The 18,002-nt window shown below is 66.5% G+C and carries 20 protein-coding genes and 1 tRNA gene; 15 read left to right on the top strand and 6 right to left on the bottom strand.

The features are described from left to right. Positions 1 to 12 precede the first annotated feature (12 nt). Positions 13 to 2,253 carry a DNA topoisomerase IV subunit A gene (parC, locus tag PXD02_RS03570; RefSeq protein WP_275105583.1) on the top strand — a complete coding sequence of 747 codons (2,241 nt, stop codon included), beginning with the start codon at positions 13 to 15 and terminating at the stop codon, positions 2,251 to 2,253. 253 nt (positions 2,254 to 2,506) lie between these two features. Here parC and PXD02_RS03575 read toward each other — a convergent pair whose 3' ends face one another. From PXD02_RS03575 to PXD02_RS03590, 4 genes are all read right to left on the bottom strand, one after another. Then, complete coding sequence (locus PXD02_RS03575; RefSeq protein ID WP_275105584.1) at positions 2,507 to 3,406, bottom strand: SDR family oxidoreductase; 900 nt, start codon at positions 3,404 to 3,406, stop codon at positions 2,507 to 2,509. 54 nt (positions 3,407 to 3,460) lie between these two features. Then, entirely contained in the window at positions 3,461 to 4,045 is a 585-nt protein-coding gene (locus PXD02_RS03580; RefSeq protein ID WP_275105585.1) for a cytochrome b/b6 domain-containing protein, read from the bottom strand. After that, the gene (locus PXD02_RS03585) at positions 4,045 to 4,512 is read right to left on the bottom strand and encodes a c-type cytochrome (RefSeq protein WP_275105586.1); all 468 of its coding nucleotides are present in this window, start codon (positions 4,510 to 4,512) and stop codon (positions 4,045 to 4,047) included. Before PXD02_RS03585 ends, PXD02_RS03580 begins: the two co-directional genes overlap by 1 nt. 151 nt (positions 4,513 to 4,663) lie before the next feature. Further along, entirely contained in the window at positions 4,664 to 5,620 is a 957-nt protein-coding gene (locus tag PXD02_RS03590) for a tellurite resistance TerB family protein (RefSeq protein ID WP_275105587.1), read from the bottom strand. Positions 5,621 to 5,864: 244 nt separating this feature from the next. Here PXD02_RS03590 and tuf point away from each other — a divergent pair, with 244 nt between their 5' ends. The 6 genes from tuf (at position 5,865) to PXD02_RS03620 (ending at position 10,677) form a co-directional block, all read left to right on the top strand. Then, positions 5,865 to 7,040, top strand: a complete 1,176-nt coding sequence (gene tuf, locus PXD02_RS03595) for an elongation factor Tu (protein ID WP_275105588.1) — start codon at positions 5,865 to 5,867, stop codon at positions 7,038 to 7,040. Between the two features lie 151 nt (positions 7,041 to 7,191). Continuing rightward, complete coding sequence (locus PXD02_RS03600) at positions 7,192 to 7,482, top strand: ribbon-helix-helix domain-containing protein (RefSeq protein ID WP_126155973.1); 291 nt, start codon at positions 7,192 to 7,194, stop codon at positions 7,480 to 7,482. A gap of 83 nt (positions 7,483 to 7,565) precedes the next feature. Then, on the top strand, positions 7,566 to 7,961 hold the full coding sequence (locus PXD02_RS03605; protein WP_275105589.1) for a VOC family protein: 396 nt from the start codon (positions 7,566 to 7,568) through the stop codon (positions 7,959 to 7,961). 57 nt (positions 7,962 to 8,018) lie between these two features. Further along, positions 8,019 to 8,540: a Twin-arginine translocation pathway signal gene (locus PXD02_RS03610; RefSeq protein WP_275105590.1), complete on the top strand. Its 522-nt coding sequence runs from the start codon at positions 8,019 to 8,021 to the stop codon at positions 8,538 to 8,540. Between the two features lie 14 nt (positions 8,541 to 8,554). Then, complete coding sequence (locus PXD02_RS03615; protein ID WP_275105591.1) at positions 8,555 to 10,129, top strand: GMC family oxidoreductase; 1,575 nt, start codon at positions 8,555 to 8,557, stop codon at positions 10,127 to 10,129. 134 nt (positions 10,130 to 10,263) lie between these two features. Then, positions 10,264 to 10,677 (top strand): GFA family protein, encoded by a 414-nt coding sequence (locus PXD02_RS03620; protein ID WP_275105592.1) that lies wholly within the window; start codon positions 10,264 to 10,266, stop codon positions 10,675 to 10,677. A 46-nt stretch (positions 10,678 to 10,723) separates the two neighbouring features. On the opposite strand, the gene PXD02_RS03625 is transcribed toward PXD02_RS03620, so the two are convergent. After that, the gene (locus tag PXD02_RS03625) at positions 10,724 to 11,227 is read right to left on the bottom strand and encodes a DUF892 family protein (RefSeq protein WP_275105593.1); all 504 of its coding nucleotides are present in this window, start codon (positions 11,225 to 11,227) and stop codon (positions 10,724 to 10,726) included. 149 nt (positions 11,228 to 11,376) lie between these two features. Between PXD02_RS03625 and PXD02_RS03630 the strand changes: the two genes are divergently transcribed. Together PXD02_RS03630 and PXD02_RS03635 are read left to right on the top strand one after the other, a co-directional pair. Next, complete coding sequence (locus PXD02_RS03630) at positions 11,377 to 13,227, top strand: ABC transporter ATP-binding protein (RefSeq protein ID WP_275105594.1); 1,851 nt, start codon at positions 11,377 to 11,379, stop codon at positions 13,225 to 13,227. A 67-nt stretch (positions 13,228 to 13,294) separates the two neighbouring features. Beyond that, positions 13,295 to 13,370, top strand: a tRNA-Trp gene (locus PXD02_RS03635). 12 nt (positions 13,371 to 13,382) lie between these two features. Here PXD02_RS03635 and PXD02_RS03640 read toward each other — a convergent pair. Then, positions 13,383 to 14,528, bottom strand: a complete 1,146-nt coding sequence (locus PXD02_RS03640; RefSeq protein WP_275105595.1) for an HPP family protein — start codon at positions 14,526 to 14,528, stop codon at positions 13,383 to 13,385. A gap of 147 nt (positions 14,529 to 14,675) precedes the next feature. On the opposite strand from PXD02_RS03640, the gene secE reads away from it, so the two are divergent. From secE to rplL, 6 genes are all read left to right on the top strand, one after another. Next, positions 14,676 to 14,873 carry a preprotein translocase subunit SecE gene (secE, locus tag PXD02_RS03645; protein WP_473092050.1) on the top strand — a complete coding sequence of 66 codons (198 nt, stop codon included), beginning with the start codon at positions 14,676 to 14,678 and terminating at the stop codon, positions 14,871 to 14,873. A gap of 171 nt (positions 14,874 to 15,044) precedes the next feature. Beyond that, positions 15,045 to 15,581 (top strand): transcription termination/antitermination protein NusG, encoded by a 537-nt coding sequence (gene nusG / locus PXD02_RS03650; protein ID WP_275105596.1) that lies wholly within the window; start codon positions 15,045 to 15,047, stop codon positions 15,579 to 15,581. 75 nt (positions 15,582 to 15,656) lie between these two features. After that, on the top strand, positions 15,657 to 16,109 hold the full coding sequence (gene rplK, locus PXD02_RS03655) for a 50S ribosomal protein L11 (RefSeq protein ID WP_275105597.1): 453 nt from the start codon (positions 15,657 to 15,659) through the stop codon (positions 16,107 to 16,109). A gap of 3 nt (positions 16,110 to 16,112) precedes the next feature. Beyond that, positions 16,113 to 16,811, top strand: a complete 699-nt coding sequence (rplA, locus tag PXD02_RS03660; RefSeq protein ID WP_275105598.1) for a 50S ribosomal protein L1 — start codon at positions 16,113 to 16,115, stop codon at positions 16,809 to 16,811. A 221-nt stretch (positions 16,812 to 17,032) separates the two neighbouring features. After that, the gene (gene rplJ / locus PXD02_RS03665; protein ID WP_275105599.1) at positions 17,033 to 17,548 is read left to right on the top strand and encodes a 50S ribosomal protein L10; all 516 of its coding nucleotides are present in this window, start codon (positions 17,033 to 17,035) and stop codon (positions 17,546 to 17,548) included. Between the two features lie 64 nt (positions 17,549 to 17,612). Continuing rightward, the gene (gene rplL, locus PXD02_RS03670; protein WP_275105600.1) at positions 17,613 to 17,987 is read left to right on the top strand and encodes a 50S ribosomal protein L7/L12; all 375 of its coding nucleotides are present in this window, start codon (positions 17,613 to 17,615) and stop codon (positions 17,985 to 17,987) included. Positions 17,988 to 18,002: the final 15 nt, after the last annotated feature.

Below are 18,002 nucleotides of genomic sequence, written 5' to 3' on the forward strand. Positions count from 1 at the left end.
ATCTGATGCGCCATGTCCAGCCTGCCCATCGATCCCGAAGACAACACCCAGACCGAACCGCTGAGCCGCGCCATCGGCGAACGCTATCTGACCTATGCGCTGTCGACGATCATGCACCGGGCGCTGCCCGATGCCCGCGACGGGCTGAAGCCGGTGCATCGCCGCATTCTCTATGCCATGCGAGAGCTGCGGCTGGCGCCTACGGGTGCGTTCCGCAAGTCGGCCAAGATCACCGGCGACGTGATGGGCAACTATCACCCGCATGGCGACGCGGCGATCTATGACGCGATGGCGCGGTTGGCCCAGGATTTCGCCATGCGCTATCCGCTGGTCGACGGACAGGGCAACTTCGGCAATATCGACGGCGACAACCCGGCCGCGGCCCGATACACCGAGGCGCGGCTGGCCGCGACATCCGAAAGCCTGATGGACGGCCTGGCCGAGGACGCGGTGGATTTCCGCCCGAACTATGACGGCACCTTGCAGGAACCCGTGGTCCTGCCTGCCGCCTTCCCGAACCTGCTGGCGAACGGGGCCTCGGGGATTGCCGTGGGCATGGCCACGAACATTCCGCCCCATAACCTGCACGAGGTGATCGACGCCTGCCTGCATCTGATCAAGACGCCGGATGCGCGCGACGACACGCTGGCGGGCATCCTGCAAGGGCCGGATTTCCCGACCGGCGGCGTGATCGTGGAAAACCGCGAGACCATCGCCGAAATCTATCGCACCGGGCGCGGCGCGTTCCGGGTCCGCGCGCGGTGGGCGGTCGAGGATCTGGGCCGGGGCCTGTGGCAGATCGTCGTGACCGAGATTCCCTATCAGGTCCAGAAGTCCCGCCTGATCGAGCGTCTGGCCGAGCTGATCCAGACCCGCAAAATCCCGATCCTGGCCGATGTCCGCGACGAATCCGCCGAAGACATCCGCATCGTCCTGGAACCCAGGGCGCGTACGGTCGATCCCGAACAGCTGATGGCCGCGCTGTTCCGCGTCAGCGACCTGGAGCTTCGCTTCAGCATGAACATGAACGTGCTGATCGACGGCCGCGTGCCCAAGGTATGCAGCCTGAAAGAGGTTCTGCGCGCCTTCCTGGACCATCGCCGCGAGGTGCTGGTGCGCCGCGCCACCTTCCGCCTGGACAAGATCGCCGCCCGGCTGGAGGTGCTGGAAGGCTATCTGATCGCCTATCTGAACCTGGACCGGGTGATCGAGATCATCCGCCACGAGGACGACCCGAAGGCCGTGATGATGGCCGAATTCGCCCTGACCGAGGTGCAGGTCGAGGCGATCCTGAACATGCGCCTGCGCGCCCTGCGCAAGCTGGAAGAGATCGAGCTTCGCGCCGAACGCGACGCCCTGCTGGAGGAACGGCAGGGTTTGCAGGCGATGCTGGCCGACGACCGCGCGCAATGGGCGCGCATCAGTGACCAGTTGAAAGAGGTCCGCAACCTGTTCGGCAAGTCCCGGCCCGAAGGCCAGCGGCGCACCCTGATCGCCGAGGCGCAGGACATCGCCCCCCTCGACATGGACGCGATGATCGAGCGGGAGCCGCTGACCGTGATCCTGTCGAAGATGGGCTGGATCCGGGCCATGAAGGGCCATCAGCCGCTGGATGCCGAGGTCAAGTTCAAGGACGGCGACGGCCCCGGCCTGGCGATCCATGCCGAGACGACCGACAAGCTGATGATCTTCGCCGGCAACGGCCGCTTCTATACCCTGCCCGCCAACAGCCTGCCCGGCGGGCGCGGCATGGGCGAGCCGCTGCGCCTGATGATCGACCTGCCGAACGAGGCCGAGGTGATCGCCCTGTTCCCCTGGCGCGAGGGCGAAAAATACCTGGTGGCCTCGAAGGCGGGCGACGGCTTCATCGTCGCGGCGGGCGACATCCTGGCGCAGACCAAGACCGGCAAGCAGGTGCTGAACGGCGATGCGCTGCTGTGCCGCCCGGTCGGCGGCGATCACCTGGCGGTGGTCGGCACCAACCGCAAGATGCTGGTCTTCCCGCTGTCCGAACTGCCGGAAATGGCGCGGGGCAAGGGCGTGCGCTTGCAGAAATACCGCAGCGGCGGCGGGCTGGTCGCGGACGACACGTTGGCCGACGCGGCCTTCCTGACCCTGGCCGAGGGGCTTCGCTGGCAGGAAAGCGGCGGCCGCACCCGGACCGAGCCCGACCTGACCGCCTGGCTGGGCAAGCGCGCCAGCGCAGGCAGCATGGCTCCGCGCGGCTTCCCCAGGACCAACAGGTTCACCTGACGAAGGGCCGGTCTTGCGGGGCGGTTGTCCGGGGCTTCGCCCCGCCCGCCGCGAGCGGCGGTCTCCCCAGGATATTTAAGGCCAAGATGAAAGAGGCGGCCCCCTGCCGCGCCGGCATGATGCGGACCGGCAGGGAGCTTTCACCTTGGACGGTCATCGGCGTCCCCGCCTGTACCGTGGAGCCAATATGGACTCGAAACTCTTTCAGCTTGGTTAAAATATCCCCGCCGGAGGCATGAATCTTTTTCTTTCCTCACAGCCCCCCGCCGCCGACCGATCCGAAATATTCGCCGGTGATATAACTCGCCTCGTCGGATGCCAGCAGCACATAGATCGGTGCCAGTTCGACCGGCTGGCCGGGGCGCCCCAGCGGTTGCTTCTTGCCGTGTTCCACCGCCTTCTGCGTCGGCTGCCCGCCCGAAACCTGCAAGGCGGTCCAGAACGGGCCGGGGCAGACCGCGTTCACGCGGATGCCGCGCGGCGCAAGCTGCTTGGCCAGCGACTGCGCGAAGGCCACGTTGGCGGCCTTGGATTGCGCATAGTCGAACAGCAGTTCAGAGGCCGAGAAAGCCTGTACGGACGAGGTGATGATGATCGACGCGCCGGGCTTCAGATGCGGCAGCGCGGCGCGCGTGACCCAGAAGGGCGCATAGACGTTGGTCTTCATCGTCGCGTCGAAGTCCTCGGTCGTCAGATCCTCCAGCTTTTCGCAGAACTGCTGGCGCCCCGCGTTGTTGACCAGGATGTCCAGCCCGTCCAGGGCCTCGACCGCCTGGGCGACCAGGGAGGTGCAGAAATCCTCGTCGCGCAGGTCGCCGGGAATGGCGGCCGCCTTGCGGCCCTCGGCCCGGATCAGGGCGATCACCTTGTCGGCATCTTCCTGTTCCTGCGGCAGATAGTTGATCGCGACATCGGCCCCCTCACGGGCATAGGCGATGGCGGCGGCCGCACCGATGCCGCTATCGCCGCCGGTGATCAGCGCGCGCTTGCCCGAGAGCCGCCCGGTGCCGCGATAGCTGGTCTCGCCATGGTCGGGCAGCGGGTCCATGCGGCCGGCCAGGCCGGGGAAGGGCTGTTGCTGTTTCGGGAAATCGGGTTTCGGCAGGCGCGGGTCGCTGATCGCGCCGCTGCGGAAGGGTTGGTCGGTGGACATAAGCGTTCCTTTCGGTGTGCCCTGCCCAACAAGCGGTGGCACCAGGGGTTCCGCTTACCGCCGCCGCACCCATTTCCAGCCGTCGATCATCGGGCGCACCAGATCCTCGCGCTTCCACAGGCGATAGAAGAGGATCACCGCCCAGTGCAGCAGGACCAGGATCAGGATCAGGTCGGCGCCCCGGTGATGCCATCGCAGCGCCGCCCGAGAGGTCGCCGAACTGACCTGCGAGGCCAGCGGGCCGACATTGATATAGTCGTCGGGATCGGCGAACAGCCCGGTCGTGACCTGCATGATCAGCACCGCCAGCATGGCCACCACCGCCAGGGCGCCCACCGGGCTGTGTCCGGGCCAATGGCTGGGCCGGGGCCGGACCATGTCCCGGACATAGGCCAGCACGGCGCGCGGCCCCCGGATGAAGCGGGTGAACCGGGCGGGCGGCGGGCCGACGAAGCCCCAGACCAGCCGGAAGGCCAGCAGGGCGATGATCCCATAGCCCAGCCAGAAATGCAGCGTCATGTCCGAGGGGCCGATCTTGCCCAGCAGCCAGTTGGAGATGACCAGCAGGGCCAGAGCCCAGTGGAACGCGCGCAGCGCCGGATCCCAGAGCCGTTCGCGCCGCGCCCCGTCGCCCGGCATCAGTCGGCCTTGCGATAGTCGTCGTGGCAGGCCTTGCAACTGCCGCCCAGCTTTTGCAGGACCGGACCAAGGTTGCCCTGGCCGCCCTTGACGGCATCCGGGCTGCCTGCCGCGGCCTCGGAAAGGGCCGCGAACTTGGCGCGGAAATCGTCGGGATTTTCCCAGATCGCGGGCAGGGCCTCGGAATCGCTCGTGTCGGCCGAGGAGGTTCCCTCGATGAACAGCGCGGGCGCGTCGTACTGGGTCAGGGCGATGATATTGGCGGCCGCGCGGCTGGCCAGGGCCTCGTCATAGGCGATCTCGCCCTTGGCCATGCCGGCAAGCTGGCCCATGTTGATGCCCAGCATCGTCATGAAGCCATGCCGCCCCTCGATGGCGCTTTCGGCCGCTTCCTCGGCGGATTGCGCGACGGCGAGGGCTGGCGCGGACAGGGCAACGGCAAGGGCGATCGCTTTGACGGGGGGCATGGGCTGGCTCCTGAAAAGGACTGGCTATAAAGACGGAACTGTCGGGAAAACCATGGCAGAGCCAAGGGTTTGGATCAACCGGCCTGCAAGGCGATCACGGATTTGCGAAAGCGGCCCCCGAAGGGGCCGCCCAGCAAGGAATCGACGGGGATCAGTTGTAAAGCCGGGTCACGCCGACCTCGTCATGGATCTGGTTGACCGCCGGACGGTCCAGGTTCATCGCGCGGGCCAGCCGGTCCAGATAGCGGGCCTCGTCCTCGTGATCCAGGTCGATGGCCATCAGCGACATCAGATAGACCTGAGATTCCAGACCCTTCGGCACCTCGCGCGCCAAGGCTTCGGGATCGACGGGGGCGGCCATCTGGTCGCGGATGAACTGGCGTTCCTCGTCGTCCAGATCGTCGCCCAGCTTGCCCAGAAGACGCTGCTTTTCCGCGTCGTCGATGGTGCCGTCGGATTTCGCAGCCTGGATCATCGCGCGCAGCATCAGCCCTGCCACGGCGTTCTGTTCCGGGGTCGGGGTCACCTCGGGCTCGCCCTGGTTGACGATGGCGTCGTTGAACAGCTCGCCAAAGCTCGCGTCGTTGGTGGGCTGCGAATCCTTGCGCGCCAGGCCCCCAGCCGCGCCCCCGGTTGCGCCACCCGCCACTCCGCCCGCAGCCGCGCCGCCCAGAAGCCCGCCCAGCAGATCGCCCAGGCCGCCGCCGCCCGCGCCCGCGCTGCGCGTCTTGGAACCGCCGCTCAGTTGCCCCAGCAGATCGCCAAGGCCGCCGCTGCCCGCGCCGCCGCCGCGGGCCTTGGTGGTCAGGTTGTCCAGCAGCCCGCCCAGCCCGCCCTGGGCGCCGCGCGAATTCGGCCCGCCATAGCGCGATCCGCCGCCCGCCCGGCCGCCGCCCAGAACCTGGCCCAGCATGTCGTTCAGACTGCCGCCCGCGCCGGGCGCGGTGTTGTTGCCGAACAGCTCGCCCAGCAGACCCCCCTGGCCGGTCCGGTTCTGGGTGACCCGCCCGCCAGACTGGCCCGTCCCGCGATGCTGCATGGCCGCGCCAATGCCCTTGGCAAGAATGACACCGGCCGCCACACGACCCAGGGTTTTCATCAGGCTCATCGAATACATCCTCTCTGGCGAGGCGACAGACAAGGCGCGCCCCGGTTCGCCCCGAACAGAACTGTGCCCGGAATGGTTCCCTCGGGCAACAGGATCGGGGCAGGATCGGGGGCCAGGATCGGGCGCGGGCGGGGCCGTCCGCAGGCGCGCGGGCGCCCTTGATTTTTCCCAGGCAGGCTTATACATCGCGGCGCACGTTTAATTCGGGGCCGTCTTCGCCATGCCCCGCGATCAGGAGGCCATCATGGCAAAGGCAAAGTTTGAACGGACGAAACCGCATGTCAACATCGGGACGATCGGTCACGTTGACCACGGCAAGACGACGCTGACGGCTGCGATCACGAAGTATTTCGGCGAGTTCCGCGCCTATGACCAGATCGACGGCGCGCCCGAGGAGCGGGCGCGGGGGATCACGATCTCGACCGCGCATGTGGAATACGAATCGGAAAACCGCCACTATGCCCATGTGGACTGCCCCGGCCACGCGGACTATGTGAAGAACATGATCACCGGCGCGGCGCAGATGGACGGCGCGATCCTGGTGGTGAACGCCGCCGACGGCCCGATGCCGCAGACGCGCGAACACATCCTGCTGGGCCGCCAGGTGGGCATCCCCTATATGGTCGTCTATCTGAACAAGGTCGACCAGGTGGACGACGAGGAGCTGCTGGAACTGGTCGAGATGGAGGTGCGCGAGCTGCTGTCCTCCTACGATTATCCGGGCGACGACATTCCGATCATCAAGGGCTCGGCGCTGGCGGCGCTGGAAGGCCGCGACAAGGAGATCGGCGAGGATTCGATCCGGGCGCTGATCGCGGCGGTGGACGACTACATCCCGACGCCCGAGCGCGCGGTGGACCAGCCGTTCCTGATGCCGATCGAGGACGTGTTCTCGATCTCGGGCCGGGGCACGGTTGTCACCGGCCGGATCGAGCGCGGCGCGGTGAACGTGGGCGACGAGCTTGAGATCGTGGGCATCCGCGACACCAAGAAGACCACCTGCACCGGCGTCGAGATGTTCCGCAAGCTGCTGGATCGCGGGGAAGCCGGCGACAACGTGGGCGTCCTGCTGCGCGGCATCGACCGCGACGGGGTGGAGCGCGGCCAGGTTCTGTGCAAGCCGAAATCGGTGAACCCGCACACGACCTTCGAGGCCGAGGCCTATATCCTGACCAAGGAAGAGGGCGGCCGCCACACGCCGTTCTTCGCGAACTATCGCCCGCAGTTCTACTTCCGCACGACGGACGTGACGGGGACGGTGAAGCTTCCCGAGGGCACCGAGATGGTGATGCCGGGCGACAACCTGAAGTTCGAGGTCGAGCTGATCGCGCCGATCGCGATGGAGGAAAAGCTGCGCTTCGCGATCCGCGAGGGCGGCCGCACCGTCGGTGCAGGCGTGGTCTCCAAGATCATCAAGTGATCCGACGCCAGGGCGACAATGCAAAGGGCCGTCTCCGAAAGGGGGCGGCTTTTTTCGATTGGTCCTTTGCGCCGGGCGCGCAGCAAGCGCGTTGACCCACGGGACCATCCGGCGCAAGAATGGGCATCACCTGAGTTGCCGGATCAAGCTGATGTGCCAGATCTTCGCGGGCCAAGACCCCGACCGCTATGAAACCGTGACCCGCCGCCTGCGGCTGAACGGGCAATCGACCTCGATCCGGCTGGAGCGGGCCTTCTGGCGCATCCTGGACGACATCGCCGCCCGGCAGGGGGTGACGACGCCCGCCTTCATTTCCAAACTGCACGCCGAGGTTCTGGAACTGCATGGCGAGGCGCGCAACTTCACCTCGCTGCTGCGCTGCGCCTGTACGATCCACCTGGGCGAGGACCAGCACCTGCCCCAGGCCATCGCTGCCGAATAAAAACGCCTGTAGTAATCCGATACTACCCGACCCCTTCCGCGATTGCCTAGCCTGAGGAGAAGAAAAGGCTCCGGAGGCTTGGCATGGCGAAATACGTCCACTCGATGATCCGCGTTCTGGACGAGGCGCGTTCGGTCGAATTCTATGACCGCTGCTTCGGGCTGAAGGTCGCCGAGCGGCTGGATTTCCCGGAATTCACCCTGATCTATCTGGCGAATGGCGAAAGCGAGACCGAGCTGGAGCTGACCGTCAACAAGGGCCGGACCGAGCCTTACAGCCTGGGCGACGGCTATGGCCACATCGCCTTCACCGTCGATGACCTGGACGCGCTGCACGCCCGGTTGGAATCCGAGGGCTTCGCGCCGCGCAAGCTGGTCGACTTCGCGCCCGCCGGCGAGGTGATCGCGCGGTTCTTCTTCATCGCCGATCCCGACGGATACCAGATCGAGGTGATCCAGCGCGGCGGCCGCTACACATAGCGCGCGCCGCCGGGGAGGGGAGACCCCGAGGCGCGCGAGACCAAGGGAGGAGGAAACATGACCCGTTTGAACAAGCAGGGCTTGACCCGGCGTGCGCTGCTGTCGCGCGCCGTGGCGGCCGGGGCCCTGGCGGTCGCCGGACCGGGCTTCATCGCCGCGCCCGACGCCGCCTGGGCCGTCGAGGTCACGGCCATCGGCGAACACGAGATGGCGACGCTGTTGCAGATGGCCCGCGACATCTATCCCCATGACCGGGTCGGCGACCGCTTCTATGCGGTGGCGGTCAAATCCTATGACACGGCGGAACAGAAGCAATTGATAACCGAGGGCATCGCGGCCCTGGACGCCGCCGCCAGGCAGGCGGGCTTCGACAACTATCTGGCCGCCGGCTGGGAGGACGAGCGCGTGGCGATCCTGCGCGGCATCCAGGAGACGCCCTTCTTCCAGACCGTGCGCGGCGGGCTGGTGACGGGGCTTTATAACCAGAAGGACGTCTGGCCGATCTTCGGCTATGAGGGCGAGTCCTTCTCGAAGGGCGGCTATATCGACCGCGGCTTCGACGACATCGACTGGTTGTGAGGGGGGCAGCGACCATGGCAAAGGCAGCCAAATTCGACCTGACCGACGACAGCGTGGTCGTCATCGTGGGCACCGGCTCGGGCGGCGGGGTGCTGGCCAACGAGCTGGCGCAGAAGGGCGTCAAGGTCGTCGCGCTGGAAGCGGGCGGGCGTTACCTGCCCGAGGATTACGTCAACGACGAATGGGAAAGCTTCGGCCAGTTGGCCTGGACCGATCCGCGCACCACCAGCGGCGACTGGCGGGTGGCCAGGGACTTTTCCGGCCTGCCCGCCTGGATCGTGAAGGCGGTGGGGGGCACCAGCATCCATTGGGCGGGCGCCTCGCTGCGGTTCCAGGACCACGAATGGAAGGCGCGCAGCACCTATGGCGAGGTTCCGGGCGCGAACCTGCTGGACTGGCCGCTGGACACGGCCGAGATGGCGCCCTGGTATGACAAGGCCGAGGCCAAGCTGGGCGTGACCGGCACCGGCGGCCGCGCCCGCCTGCCGGGCAACAACAATTACAAGGTGTTCGAGAAGGGCGCCCATGCCATCGGCTACAAGGATGTCCATACCGGCAACATGGCGATCAACAGCGCCGATTATGACGGGCGCATGGCCTGCCAGCAGACCGGCTTCTGCTTCCAGGGCTGCAAATGGGGCGCGAAATGGTCGACCGCCTATACCGACATCCCGAATGGCGAGGCGACCGGCAACCTCGAGGTCCGCGACAACGCCCATGCCGCCCGGATCCTGCACGACGACGGCGGCAAGGTGACGGGGGTCGAATATTTCGACAAGGACGGCAACCTTCAGTTGCAAAAGTCCCGCATCGTCGCGGTGGCCGGGAACAGCTTCGAATCGCCGCGCCTGCTGCTGAATTCGCACAGCAGCATGTTCCCGAACGGGCTGGCCAACGGATCAGACCAGGTCGGGCGCAACTACATGCGCCATACCACCGGGTCGGTCTATGCGACCTTCGAACATCCGGTGCGGATGTGGCGCGGCACGACGATGGCCGGGATCATCCGCGACGAGGCCCGGCACGACCCGTCGCGCGGCTTCGTCGGCGGATATGAACTGGAAACCCTGTCGCTGGGCCTGCCCTTCATGGCGGCCTTCCTGGATCCCGGCGCCTGGGGGCGGGAATTCACCACCGCGCTGGACAGCTATGAAAACATGGCGGGGATGTGGATCGTGGGCGAGGACATGCCCCAGGCGGACAACCGCGTCACCCTGTCCGACACCGAGGACAGGTTCGGCCTGAAGGTCGCGAACGTGAATTTCAGCGATCATCCGAACGACATCGCCATGCGCAACCATGCCTATCGGCAGGGCCAGGCGATCTACAAGGCGGTGGGCGCCACCCGGATCCTGCCGACGCCGCCCTATCCCTCGACGCACAACCTGGGCACCAACCGCATGTCGGAAAGGCCCGAGGACGGCGTCGTGAACCGCGACGGCCGCGCGCATGAGGTCTCGAACCTGTTCGTCTCGGACGGCAGCCAGTTCACCACCGGCGCGGCGGAAAACCCGACGCTGACCATCGTGGCGCTGGCGATCCGGCAGGCCGACCATATCGCGAAGGAGATGGCGGCGGGCAACGTCTGATCCGGGGCCCCCTGGGGTGCTGACGCCATTTGTCAGCACCCCCATGCCATAACAGGGCATCGGAAAAAGGAGGCCGCCATGATCGAGACCTATTGCAACACTGTCGAGGCCGTCCGCCACCGGGGGGATGCGTCGTGAAGACCTATCGCGGAAGCTGCTTCTGCGGCGCTATCGCCTTCGAGGCCGAGGGCGATCTGGCCGAGGGCACGATGCGCTGCAATTGCCGGTTCTGCCGCAAGATGCGCTATTGGGAAATGCGGCTGCCCCAGGCGGACGGCCTGCGCATCCTGCGCGGGGCCGACATGCTGGCGGAAACCCCCAGGGCCGAGGATGACGGCATCGACATGCACCACCTCTTTTGCCGCCGTTGCGGGACGCGGCTGTGGACCCAGGGGAATATCGCCGAGATGGGCGGGCGCTTCACGGCGGTCTTCGTCCCGGCCCTGGATGACGTGGCCCCGGCGGAACTGGTCGCCGCGCCGGTCTTTTACGCCGATGGCGCGCAGGACGACTGGGAAAACTCGGCGGTCGAGACGCGCCATCTGTGACGCCCGCGCCGCAGCCCTGCCGCCGGGGCCGCGGCCGCGTCGGTCCTTACTGGCCGTCCACGGCGGCCTGGTTGACCCCGCCCTCGGCGATGCGGGTCATGTGTTCGTCGCCTTCCCGCGTGTTGTCAAGGCATTCCTGAAGCTCGGCGCCGTCATCGTCATGGCCCAGCCGGTTGGCGAAGGTGCGCACGCAGCCATAGCCCGCGATGGCGTAATGCGTCAGCCGCTGATACTGGGTGATGATCGCGGCGTCCTGGGTATCCTCGTCGCCGAAATCGGTTTCGATGGCGTGCTTGCGAGCCTCGTTCACCAGCCCCTCCATACCCCGGCAATGCTCGCCGGTCGGGTCGGTATCGTGCCGGTTGCAGATGCTGGCCAGCACCTCCATCCCGTGCGCGATGCCCTGGTTGCCCGCGATCAGCGCCTCGGACAGTTCGCGCGACTTGGCGACGCGGCCCATTTCGGTGACGACCGCCATGGATTGCTTGCAGGCGGAATACAGATCCTTCAGCTGGTGAAGGTAAAGGTCGTTCAGGTTCTTGATCGCCATGAGGGTGTCCTTTCGGGTGGCAGGCCGTTTCAGCCGGTGCAACGTGCGGCCTGTCGCATCGTTCCAGCGGGCGCCGCTTGACAGCGGCTGCGGATCGGTCCAGCAAACGCACCCTTGCCCCATTCCGTTTACGACAGTCCGGTGACGCCATGTTTGCGTGGTTCGAACGACGCATAGATCCCTATCCCACCGAGACCCCGGACATGCCGCCCCGGTCGCTGATCCGGTTCGTCCTGTATTACAGCCAGGGCGCGCTGCCATGGCTGGCGATCGTTGCCGTCACCTCGTCGCTGATCGCCATCGTCGAGGTCGCGTTGTTCGGCTGGCTGGGCGAACTGATCGACCAGTTGTCGCAGACCCCGCGCGACCAGTTCTGGGCGCAGCATGGCGGGCGGCTGGGCTTCATGGCGGCGGTCCTGCTGATCGTGCTGCCGGCGCTGAACCTGCTGGGATCGCTGGTGCTGTATCAGGGGCTGATGGGCAATTTCCCGCAGCGCATCCGCTGGCGCGCGCACCGCTATCTGATGCGCCAGTCGGTCGGCTATTTCCAGGACGAATTCGCGGGCCGGATCGCCCAGCGGCTGATGCAGACCGCGCTTGCGGTGCGCGAGGTCGCCATGAAGGCGATGGATGTTGGCAGCTATGTGGTGATCTATTTCCTGGGCGCGCTGTTTCTGGCGGCCAGCCAGGACTGGCGTCTGGCGCTGCCCTTCCTGGCCTGGGCGGCGGCCTATGGGATCATGCTGTGGCGGATCGTGCCGCGCCTGGGCCGCGTGGCCGAGGCGCAGGCCGATGCGCGCGCGGGCATGACGGGCCGGGTCGTGGACAGCTATACCAACATCGCCACCGTCAAGCTGTTCTCTCATTCCTCGCGGGAAGAGGCGTGGATGCGCGATGGGATGGATGCGTTCCTGCGCACCGTCCATGCGCAGATGCGGCTGTCCAGCATCCAGGACATCGCGCTGAATTCGATCAACGTGGCCCTGGTGGGATCCGTGGCCGGGGTCGGGCTGTGGCTGTGGACGCACGGCCTGATCGAGGTCGGCGCGGTCGCGGTCGCCGTGCCGCTGGCGATGCGGCTGAACAACATGGCGCATTGGATCATGTGGGAATTCGCGGCCCTGTTCGAGAATATCGGCACGGTGCGCGACGGGATCTCCACCCTGGCGCTGCCGAGAGAGGTGAAGGATACGCCCGATGCCAGGCCGCTGGTCCGGGGTCCGGGGGCGGTGCGCTTCGACAACGTCACCTTCCGCTATCGCGGGGTGGAAGGCGCGCGGCCGATGGCGGTGCTGGACGACCTGACGCTGCATGTGGCGCCCGGCGAACGCGTCGGCCTGGTCGGCCGGTCGGGAGCCGGGAAATCGACGCTGATCAACCTGCTGCTGCGATTCCACGACATCGAACGGGGCCGTATCACCATCGACGGGCAGGACGTGTCCCAGGTCACGCAGGACAGCCTGCGCGCGGCCATCGGGGTGGTGACGCAGGACAGCTCGCTTCTGCATCGGTCGGTGCGCGACAACATCGCCTATGGCCGCCCCGACGCGACCGAGGCCGACATCGCCCAAGCCCTGCGCATGGCCGAGGCGCAGGATTTCGTGCCGCTGCTGTCGGACAGTCACGGCCGCCGGGGCCTGGACGCCCATGTCGGCGAACGCGGCGTCAAGCTGTCGGGCGGGCAGCGCCAGCGCATCGCCATCGCCCGCGTGGCGCTGAAGGACGCGCCGATCCTGATTCTGGACGAGGCGACAAGCGCCCTAGACAGCGAGGCCGAGGCCGCGATCCAGTCGCGGCTGGACGCGCTGATGGCGGGCAAGACGGTGATCGCCATCGCGCATCGCCTGTCCACCATCGCCGCGATGGACCGGCTGATCGTCATGGACGGCGGTCGGATCATCGAACAGGGCAGCCATGAGGATCTGTTGGCGCAAGGCGGGCTGTATGCCCGGCTGTGGGCGCGGCAGTCGGGCGGGTTCCTGGTCGACGCCGACGCATGACGGCCGGCTTGCGCGGCGTTTCCCGGCTTGACGGCCCCTGCCGCAGACCCTATCACACGCGCACCGCAGGGGTTTAGCTCAGTTGGTAGAGCATCGGTCTCCAAAACCGAGGGTCGTGGGTTCGAGTCCCCCAACCCCTGCCAGGTTCCCACACATCAGTCATCCCGACGCAGGCTCTCGCGCGCCAGGGCCGCGATCAGGTCGGTGCGCGTGACGATGCCGACGATCCGGTCGCCCTCCAGCACCGGCACGGCGTCGGTGTCGCTGGAAGCCAGCTTCGGAAGCAGCGCGGCGATCGGCGTGTCGGGCGTCGCGGTGGGCAGGCCCTCGCCCATCACATCGGCGGCGCGCAGGTCGTGGCCCGTCCGCGACAGCCGTCCGTCGGGGCGGAACCGGGCATGGGCGCGGGCGATCAGGTGCAGCTGGAAGATCACCCCCAGATAGCGCCCGTCCGGCTCCACCACCGGCAGCGAGGTGAAGCCGTGGCGCGAAAACAGCGCCGCGATGTCCAGAAGCGGCGTGTCGGGCGCGACCGTCACCAGGTCGCGGGACATGATGTCGCCTGTCACCTGGGCCCTGGTGCGATGGCTGGCGGCCTGCATCTCGGCCGCGGCGATCAGCCGGGCCAGATCCTCGACCCCCAGGTTCAGCGCCTGGTTGTAGCGGACCAGGATCGCGGCCAGCTCGTCCTCGGTCAGGCCCAGGCGCTCGGGCGGGGCGGGGTCGGTGGTGCCGCTGGGATTGACCTCTCCGAACTGGCGGAAGGGATAGCGCCGCCCGGTCGCATGGGCATAGATCGCGGCGATCACCACCAGCAGCACCGTGCCCACTGCCACCGGCATCAGCGCGAAGCCCAGGCCCAGCGGGGCGATCTTGCCCGCGCCGATCGCCACCGTCATCGCTACCGCGCCGCCCGGTGGATGGGTGGCCCGGCACAGCGCCATGGCGATGATCGCCGCGCCCACCGACAGCGGCACCGCGGCCATCGGGTCGGCGACCAGGCGGCAGACCAGCAGGGCGACGAAGGCCGACAGGGTATTGCCCAGGATCGCGGGCCAGGGCTGGGCCAGCGGGCTGTTCGGCGCCGCGAAGATCAGCACCGCGGTCGCCCCGAAGGGCGCGATCAGATAGACGCCCAGCCACAGGTCGGGCGAGGCCAGCAGCGCCAGCCCCGCCGCCGCCGTCAGCCCGATCAGCGCGCCGATCCCCGCCCGCAGCGCCTCGGCGGCGGGCACGGCGGCCAGGGACGGCCCAAGCGCGCGAAGACGGGAATGGCCCGTCCGGTCAACAAGGATCCGCAAGACTGGCCCCTTCCTTCTGGCGCGACGATCCCTAGGAAGAAGGGGCGGCGGCTGCAAGATGCCGGCGCCGATCCTGCGACCTTTGCGGGCTTGAAACGGCGGGCGCATCCCGCTACATGCCCCCTGCATCTGTCAAGGAGCCTGTCAGTGGCCACCAATCCCGTCCAGTTCATCAACCAGGTCCGCGCCGAGGCCGCCAAGATCAGCTGGCCGACGCGGCGCGAGGTGATCACGACGACCATCATGGTGCTGATCCTGGCGGCGCTGTTCAGCGTGTTCTTTTCGCTGGTGGACCTGACGATCCGCTTCGGCATCACCGAAGGGCTGCGGCTGATCGCCAACTGATCGGGCTTGCATTTCCTGGCCTGCGGGGGTATCTGCCCCCGACTGTCCGGCAAACGGCGTGCATCGAATGCGGTTGCGCGCCGATTTCAATTTTGACGGATAGGCGAAAATTCAAGGGGTTGCGCGGCGTGCCGGGTGATTCCCTTTTGACGAACAGGGATTGGTCGAAACATGGCAAAGCGTTGGTATTCGGTCAGCGTCCTGTCGAACTTCGAAAAGAAGGTCGCCGAGGCGATCCGGCAGGCCGTCGCCGAAAAGGGTTTGGAAGACCAGATCGACGAGGTGCTGGTCCCGACCGAGGAAGTGATCGAGATCAGGCGCGGCAAGAAGGTCACCTCTGAACGCCGCTTCATGCCGGGCTATGTGCTGGTTCACATGGACATGTCGGACCGCAGCTATCACTTGGTGAACTCGATCAACCGCGTCACGGGTTTTCTGGGCGCGCAGGGCAAGCCGATGCCGATGCGCGACGACGAGGTGAACGCGATGCTGAACCGCAGCGGCGAGGGCGAAAAGGCCGCGCCGCGCAACCTGATCCGCTTCGAGATCGGGGAAAAGGTCAACGTGACCGACGGGCCGTTCGACGGCTTTTCCGGCATGGTCGAGGAAGTGGACGAGATCTCGTCCCGCCTCAAGGTCACGGTGTCGATCTTCGGCCGGCCGACGCCGGTCGAACTGGAATTCACGCAGGTCTCCAAGGCCTCGTGATCGTGCGCGGGAGGCGTGACGCCGCACCGCTAAGTCGGCCCGCAAGCCGGGCGTGATGATAAAGGAGAAGGCCAGATGGCCAAGAAAGTTGTCGGCAGCCTCAAGCTGCAAATCAAGGCGGGCCAAGCCAACCCGTCGCCCCCCGTCGGCCCGGCTTTGGGTCAGCGCGGCATCAACATCATGGCCTTCTGCAAGGAATTCAACGCCAAGACGCAGGAGATGGAGCAGGGCTCCCCGGTTCCGGTCGTGATCACCTATTACGCCGACAAGTCGTTCAGCTTCGAGACGAAGACCGCGCCCGCGTCCTTCCTGCTGAAAAAGGCCGCCGGCCTGAAGCCGGTGGGCAAGCGCAACCGCGCCAAGGGGTCGGACAAGCCGGGCCGCGCGGTCGCCGGTTCGGTCACGGTCAAGCAGGTGCGCGAGATCGCCGAAGCCAAGATGAAGGATCTGTCGGCCAATGATGTCGATCAGGCGATGAAGATCATCCTGGGTTCCGCCCGGTCGATCGGTATCGAGGTGAAAGGCTAAGCCATGGCACAGATTTCCAAGAAAAAAGCCGCCGCCCGTGCGCAGTTCGAAGGCAAGGCCAATCTGACCGTCGAGGACGCCATCACCCTGGTGAAGGGCGCGGCGTCGGCCAAGTTCGACGAAACCGTCGAGATCGCGCTGAACCTGGGCGTCGATCCGCGCCATGCCGACCAGATGGTTCGCGGCGTCGTGACGCTGCCCGCAGGCACCGGCAAGGACGTTCGCGTCGCCGTCTTCGCCCGCGGCCCCAAGGCTGAAGAAGCCAAGGCCGCCGGGGCGGATATCGTCGGCGCCGAAGACCTGATGGAGACGATCCAGTCCGGCAAGATCGAGTTCGACCGGTGCATCGCGACGCCGGACATGATGCCGCTGGTCGGCCGCCTGGGCAAGATCCTGGGCCCGCGCAACCTGATGCCGAACCCCAAGGTCGGCACCGTGACGGTCGACGTGAAATCCGCCGTGGAAGCCGCCAAGGGCGGCGAGGTCCAGTTCAAGGCCGAGAAGGCGGGCGTCGTCCATGCCGGGATCGGCAAGGTGTCCTTCGACGCCGACAAGCTGGCCCAGAACCTGCGCGCCTTCGTGGACGCGGTCAGCCGGGCCAAGCCCTCGGGCGCGAAGGGGACTTACATGAAGAAGGTCTCGATCAGCTCGACCATGGGGCCGGGCGTGTCGGTGGACGTGGCCTCGGCGACGGCCAACTGAGAATTGCCAGCCTTCGGGCTGGGAATGGCGGGGCGAAAGCCGCCCCGCCCTGTCCGAGACGGAGGGTGCCGGGGCGACCTGGCTTAATGTCCTTCCTGAGATGGGGAAGCATTTTTCCGAAGGTTCTTCTTCGGGTGATCTTGCCCTAGCGGACCCGACCTGCCCCATGCGGGGCGGGAAAAGTGAGAGCCGGGGGGAAACCCCCAACTTGGAGTGAAACCGTGGATAGAGCGCAAAAAGAACAGGTGGTCGAAGAACTCGGCCAGATCTTTGAAAGCTCTGGCGTCGTGGTGGTTGCCCACTACGAGGGGATGACGGTTGCACATATGCAGGATCTCCGCTCGCGCATGCGCGAAGCCGGCGGTTCGGTTCGCGTGGCCAAGAACAAGCTCGCCAAGATCGCCCTGGAAGGTAAGCCTTGCGCAAGCATCGCCGACTACCTGACGGGCATGACCGTGATCACCTATTCGGAAGATCCGACCGCTGCGGCCCGGATCGCCGATAAATACGCCAAGGACAACGATCGTTTCGTGATCCTGGGCGGTGCAATGGGTGATTCGGCCCTGGATCCGGCCGGTGTGAAAGCCGTCGCCTCGATGCCGTCGCGTGAGGAGCTTATCGCTCAGATCGTGTCCTGCCTCGGTGCGCCTGCTTCCAGCATCGCCGGTGCCATTGGCGCGCCTGCAAGCAACATCGCGAGCATCCTGACGACCCTTGAGGAACGTGAGGCTGCGTAAGCAACCCGATCCCCGCGTGTGGTTGAAAACCCGACGTTGGAACATTAACTGAGAGAACGGAAAAATGGCTGATCTGAAACAACTCGCCGAACAAATCGTGGGCCTGACGCTGCTGCAAGCTCAGGAACTGAAAACCATCCTGAAAGACGAATACGGCATCGAGCCGGCCGCCGGTGGCGCCGTCATGATGGCCGGCCCGGCTGCTGGCCCGGCTGAAGCCGCCGAAGAAAAGACCGAATTCGACGTGGTTCTGACCGAAGCCGGCCCGAACAAGATCAACGTGATCAAGGAAGTGCGCGGCATCACCGGCCTGGGCCTGAAAGAAGCCAAGGATCTGGTCGAAGCCGGCGGCAAGGTCAAGGAAGGCGCTTCCAAGGCCGACGCCGAAGAGATGAAGAAGAAGCTCGAAGCGGCTGGCGCCAAGGTCGAGCTGAAGTAATCGGCCTGCTGGCTG

The sequence above is a fragment of the Paracoccus sp. S3-43 genome, assembly GCF_029027965.1.
In the GTDB taxonomy this organism is placed as follows: domain Bacteria; phylum Pseudomonadota; class Alphaproteobacteria; order Rhodobacterales; family Rhodobacteraceae; genus Paracoccus.

Coding starts and splice junctions, on each gene's coding strand:
- parC (WP_275105583.1), top strand. CDS start 13: ATGTCCAGCCTGCCCATCGATCCCGAAGACAACACCCAGACCGAACCG.
- PXD02_RS03575 (WP_275105584.1), bottom strand. CDS start 3,406: ATGTCCACCGACCAACCCTTCCGCAGCGGCGCGATCAGCGACCCGCGC.
- PXD02_RS03580 (WP_275105585.1), bottom strand. CDS start 4,045: ATGCCGGGCGACGGGGCGCGGCGCGAACGGCTCTGGGATCCGGCGCTG.
- PXD02_RS03585 (WP_275105586.1), bottom strand. CDS start 4,512: ATGCCCCCCGTCAAAGCGATCGCCCTTGCCGTTGCCCTGTCCGCGCCA.
- PXD02_RS03590 (WP_275105587.1), bottom strand. CDS start 5,620: ATGAGCCTGATGAAAACCCTGGGTCGTGTGGCGGCCGGTGTCATTCTT.
- tuf (WP_275105588.1), top strand. CDS start 5,865: ATGGCAAAGGCAAAGTTTGAACGGACGAAACCGCATGTCAACATCGGG.
- PXD02_RS03600 (WP_126155973.1), top strand. CDS start 7,192: ATGTGCCAGATCTTCGCGGGCCAAGACCCCGACCGCTATGAAACCGTG.
- PXD02_RS03605 (WP_275105589.1), top strand. CDS start 7,566: ATGGCGAAATACGTCCACTCGATGATCCGCGTTCTGGACGAGGCGCGT.
- PXD02_RS03610 (WP_275105590.1), top strand. CDS start 8,019: ATGACCCGTTTGAACAAGCAGGGCTTGACCCGGCGTGCGCTGCTGTCG.
- PXD02_RS03615 (WP_275105591.1), top strand. CDS start 8,555: ATGGCAAAGGCAGCCAAATTCGACCTGACCGACGACAGCGTGGTCGTC.
- PXD02_RS03625 (WP_275105593.1), bottom strand. CDS start 11,227: ATGGCGATCAAGAACCTGAACGACCTTTACCTTCACCAGCTGAAGGAT.
- PXD02_RS03630 (WP_275105594.1), top strand. CDS start 11,377: ATGTTTGCGTGGTTCGAACGACGCATAGATCCCTATCCCACCGAGACC.
- nusG (WP_275105596.1), top strand. CDS start 15,045: ATGGCAAAGCGTTGGTATTCGGTCAGCGTCCTGTCGAACTTCGAAAAG.
- rplK (WP_275105597.1), top strand. CDS start 15,657: ATGGCCAAGAAAGTTGTCGGCAGCCTCAAGCTGCAAATCAAGGCGGGC.
- rplA (WP_275105598.1), top strand. CDS start 16,113: ATGGCACAGATTTCCAAGAAAAAAGCCGCCGCCCGTGCGCAGTTCGAA.
- rplL (WP_275105600.1), top strand. CDS start 17,613: ATGGCTGATCTGAAACAACTCGCCGAACAAATCGTGGGCCTGACGCTG.